The following is a 4,091-nucleotide window of genomic DNA, read 5'->3' as shown; positions in this document are numbered from 1 at the left end:
GCAGCGCAGCGCACAATGCCCAGATCGCCCGGGAGGCCGCGCAGCGCGGCGGTGCGCCCGCGCCCACGGCCGACACCAGCTTTGGCGGCCTGAGCAATACCCAGTACGGCGATCTGCAATGAGAACATTTTCAAAGCCTCTGACGCGGCGCGAAGAGACTTTGCGCGGGTCCTTGGCAGCTCTTTGCTGAGGTGCGAAGGCCCGCTGGCCGCAGTCAGTGCCCCGCGAAATCCACCAGCGTGAACAGCGGCAGACCGGCGTCGGTCAGCCGCTTGGAGCCGCCCAGCTCCGGCAGGTCGACAATCGCTGCGCCCTCCATCACCTGGGCGCCCAGCTTTTCCAGCAGCTTCTTGCCGGCCATCATCGTGCCGCCAGTGGCAATCAGGTCGTCGACCAGCAACACCTTGTCGCCGGGCTTCACGGCGTCGGCATGCAGCTCCACGGTGGCACTGCCGTATTCGAGCTCATAGGTTTCTTCGACCGTGGTGAAGGGCAGCTTGCCCTTTTTGCGGATGGGCACAAAGCCCACCTTGAGCTGGTAGGCGATGACCGCGCCCAGGATGAAGCCGCGCGCATCGAGCCCGGCCACCACATCGGGGCGCATGTCGCGTGACATGTAGCGGTGCACAAAGGCATCGATCAGCACATGGAAGACCTGCGGGTTCTGCAGCAGCGGGGTGATGTCCCGGAACTGCACGCCCGGCGCTGGCCAATCGGGAACGGTGCGGATGTGGTGACGCAAAAAGGCGTTGACGTCGGGAGCGTGCATGGTGGGCGGGCAGAAAAGGGGAGGAGCCGCCATGGTAGTCCAACTGCGGCAGCAGCAACCGGTACCGAGTGCAGGTTAAGCATGTTTGGCAATGACCTGCGCCCGCCGGGGCGCGGGCGCTCCGATAAAATCAGCCTCCATGAGCACCCTACAGCCCAAGCGCCCCGTTGAAGCGGCGCAGATTCTGCGCCTGGCGGCGTCTACCTTCGCGATCGAGGCCGAGGCCATTGCGGCACTGACGCAGCGCCTGGACGACAACTTTGTCCAGGTCGTGCAGCGCATGCTGGACATTCCCGGGCGTGTGGTGGTCACCGGCATGGGCAAGAGCGGGCATGTGGGGCGCAAGATTGCCGCCACCCTGGCATCGACCGGCACGCCGGCATTCTTTGTGCACCCGGGCGAGGCCAGCCATGGCGATCTGGGTATGGTCACGGGCCAGGACCTGGTGCTGGCCATCTCCAACAGCGGCGAGAGTGGCGAGATTTCCGTGCTGCTGCCGGTGCTCAAACGCCTGGGCGTGCCCGTGGTGGCGATGACGGGCAACCTGCAGTCCTCGATGGCGCGCCATGCCGACTGGGTGCTCAACACCCAGGTGGACAAGGAGGCCTGCCCGCTGAACCTGGCCCCCACGGCCAGCACCACCGCGCAAATGGCGATGGGCGATGCGCTGGCGGTGGCGCTTTTGGATGCGCGTGGCTTCAAGGCCGAGGATTTTGCCCGCTCCCACCCCGGTGGCGCGTTGGGCCGGCGCCTGCTCACCCATGTGGCCGACGTGATGCGCAGCGGCGCTGAACTGCCGACCGTGTTGCCAAGCGCCAGCTTCAGCGACCTGATGCGCGAGATGAGCGCCAAGGGCATGGGGGCCGCTGCCATCGTCGATGCGAATGGCCTGCTGCAAGGCGTGTTCACCGATGGTGATCTGCGCCGCCGCATTGAGGCCGGTGCCGATTTGCGCGGGCTGACAGCCGCCGAGGTGATGCATGCCACGCCGCGCCAGATCTCGGCCGACGCACTGGCGGCCGACGCTGCCGCGATGATGGAGGCCCACCGCATCACCAGCGTGCTGGTGACCGATGCGGCCCAGCGCCTGGTGGGCATCGTGCATGTGGGCGATCTGATGCGGGCCAAGGTGATCTGATGGCCAGCACATTCACCTTGCCCGCCATCACCCCCGCCCAGCACTGGCCCGCTGAGCTGCTGCTGCGCGCCCAGGGCATCAAGATCGTGTTTTTCGATGTGGATGGCGTGCTCACCGATGGGGGCCTGTACATCAGCGAGCAGGGCGAGACGCTCAAGCGCTTCCACACGCTCGACGGCCATGGCCTCAAGATGCTGCGTGAGGCCGGCATTATGCCGGCCGTCATCACCGGGCGCGATTCGGCACCGCTGCGCCACCGCCTGGCGGCGCTGGGCATCGCGCATGTGCGCTATGGCACCGAGGACAAGCTGCCTGCCGCCCAGGCCATGCTCGAGGCCCTGGGCCTGGACTGGCACCAGGCGGCTGCGATTGGCGATGACTGGCCGGATCTGCCGGTGCTGCGCCGCTGCCAGCTGGCCTGCGCCCCCGCCAATGCCCACCCCGAAGTGCTGGGCGTGGCACACTGGGTAACCACCCGCCAAGGCGGCGCCGGTGCTGCGCGCGAGCTCTGCGACGCCGTGCTGGCCGCCTGCGGTGCCTATGTCAACCTGCTCGATCGGTACGGACAATGAAATCTCGCCTGCGACGCCTTATGGACCTGTCGTCCATCTACCTGCCGGTGATCCTGATGGGCCTGCTGGCGCTGGGCACCTGGTGGCTGGTGCGCAATGCCCCCAAGCCCCAGAGCGTGCGCGAGCAGGTGGTGGCCGGCCACGAGGTGGATTACTACATGAACGACTTTTCGGTGCGCAGCTTTGACGGCACCGGCGTGCTGACCAGCGAGATCCAGGGCAACAAGATGCGCCACTACATGGACACCGACACCCTGGAGATCGACACGGCCACGATGCGTGCCATCCGCCAGGATGGCTCCACGACGGTGGCCACCGCCAACCGCGCGCTGTCCAATGCCGATGGCTCCGAAGTGCAGCTGTTTGGCAATGCCAAGGTGGTGCGCAGCAGCAACAAGCCAGGCGCTCCGCAGATGGAGTTCCGGGGCGAGTTTCTGCACGCCTTTGTCAATGAAGAGCGGGTGAGCTCGAACAAGCCCGTGGAGATCATCCGGGGCCAGGACCGGTTCACGGCCGATTCGATGGTCTTCAACAACATCACCCAGGTCGCAGAGCTCAAGGGCCGGGTCAAGGGCGTGCTGCAGCCCGCACGCTGAGCGCCGCATGTTTACCTCCCTGAGCGATGCACCACTGGTGCTGATCACCGGCGCCTCCAGCGGCATCGGCCAGGCGCTGGCCTGGCGCTACTACCAGGCCGGTTACCGCCTGGCCTTGGTGGCCCGCCGTACCGCGCTGATTGCGGACTGGGCCCAGGCGCAGGCGATGGACGCCAGCCGCTACGCCATCTATGGCGCGGACGTTGCCAACCAGGACCAGATCATTGCCGCTTGCGAACAGTGCCTGCAGCAGCAGGGCCTGCCCGATGTGGTGGTGGCCAATGCCGGGGTGAGCTACGGCATCGACACCGCCGAGCGCGAGGACCTGGAGGTCATGGCCCAGACCTATGCGACCAATGTGATTGGCATGGCCGCGACCTTCCATGCCTTTGTGCGGCCCATGCAGGCGCGCGGCAGCGGCAAGCTGGTGGGCATTGCCAGTGTGGCCGGCATACGCGGCCTGCCCGGCCATGGCGCCTACTGCGCCAGCAAGGCGGCGGTCATCAGCTACTGCGAGAGCCTGCGGGTGGAACTACAGCGCAGCGGCGTGCAGGTGGTCACCATCTGCCCGGGCTTTGTCGCCACGCCGCTCACCAGCCACAACCGCTACGGCATGCCCTTCCTGATGCAGCCCGAGGCCTTTGCCGACCAGGCCTTTGCGGTGATTGCCAAGGCGCGCAGCTATGCCGTCATCCCCTGGCAGATGGGCTGGGTGGCCAAGCTGTTGCGCTGCCTGCCCAATGCCCTCTATGACCGCGCGCTGGCCAACCGCCCGCGCAAGCACCGCCACCGCGAGCGGGTGCAAGAGGCGCCACCGGGTCAAGACTGAAAGCAGGTCCTGAGCCGGGCATGAAAAAAGCCCCTGGCGGGGCTTTGTCGTTGCGGTGCGGCACAGCGCCGGGCTGTGCCTGCAGACATCAATAGTCGTCGTTGTTGTCGTAGCCTTGGTTGCCGCCGCGGTTGCGCGAACCATTGCCGTAGGGGCTGCGGAAGCCGCCATCGCGCTCACCGCCACG

At 66.7% G+C, this 4,091-nt stretch carries 5 protein-coding genes; 4 read left to right on the top strand and 1 reads right to left on the bottom strand.

All coding sequences use genetic code 11. The features are described 5' to 3' along the window. Window positions 1-214: 214 nt before the first annotated feature. Window positions 215-769 carry an adenine phosphoribosyltransferase gene (locus H928_RS0106055; protein ID WP_021025692.1) on the bottom strand — a complete coding sequence of 185 codons (555 nt, stop codon included), beginning with the start codon at window positions 767-769 and terminating at the stop codon, window positions 215-217. Between the two features lie 139 nt (window positions 770-908). On the opposite strand from H928_RS0106055, the gene H928_RS0106050 reads away from it, so the two are divergent. The 4 genes from H928_RS0106050 to H928_RS0106035 are packed head-to-tail and all read left to right on the top strand — an operon-like array spanning window position 909 to window position 3,904. Next, window positions 909-1,907 (top strand): SIS domain-containing protein, encoded by a 999-nt coding sequence (locus tag H928_RS0106050; RefSeq protein WP_021025691.1) that lies wholly within the window; start codon window positions 909-911, stop codon window positions 1,905-1,907. Beyond that, window positions 1,907-2,479 (top strand): HAD family hydrolase, encoded by a 573-nt coding sequence (locus tag H928_RS0106045; protein ID WP_021025690.1) that lies wholly within the window; start codon window positions 1,907-1,909, stop codon window positions 2,477-2,479. The genes H928_RS0106050 and H928_RS0106045 overlap by 1 nt, the downstream gene beginning before the upstream one ends. Next, window positions 2,476-3,075, top strand: coding sequence for an LPS export ABC transporter periplasmic protein LptC (gene lptC, locus H928_RS0106040; protein ID WP_021025689.1), 600 nt, complete (start codon window positions 2,476-2,478; stop codon window positions 3,073-3,075). Before H928_RS0106045 ends, lptC begins: the two co-directional genes overlap by 4 nt. Before the next feature lie 7 nt (window positions 3,076-3,082). Then, window positions 3,083-3,904: an SDR family oxidoreductase gene (locus tag H928_RS0106035; protein ID WP_021025688.1), complete on the top strand. Its 822-nt coding sequence runs from the start codon at window positions 3,083-3,085 to the stop codon at window positions 3,902-3,904. Window positions 3,905-4,091 lie beyond the last annotated feature (187 nt).

This window comes from Comamonas sp. B-9 (genome assembly GCF_000410635.1).
Taxonomy (GTDB): domain Bacteria; phylum Pseudomonadota; class Gammaproteobacteria; order Burkholderiales; family Burkholderiaceae_C; genus Comamonas.
This window is presented reverse-complemented; position numbering and strand designations above follow the sequence as displayed.

Coding starts and splice junctions, on each gene's coding strand:
- lptC (WP_021025689.1), top strand. CDS start 2,476: ATGAAATCTCGCCTGCGACGCCTTATGGACCTGTCGTCCATCTACCTG.
- H928_RS0106050 (WP_021025691.1), top strand. CDS start 909: ATGAGCACCCTACAGCCCAAGCGCCCCGTTGAAGCGGCGCAGATTCTG.
- H928_RS0106055 (WP_021025692.1), bottom strand. CDS start 769: ATGCACGCTCCCGACGTCAACGCCTTTTTGCGTCACCACATCCGCACC.
- H928_RS0106045 (WP_021025690.1), top strand. CDS start 1,907: ATGGCCAGCACATTCACCTTGCCCGCCATCACCCCCGCCCAGCACTGG.
- H928_RS0106035 (WP_021025688.1), top strand. CDS start 3,083: ATGTTTACCTCCCTGAGCGATGCACCACTGGTGCTGATCACCGGCGCC.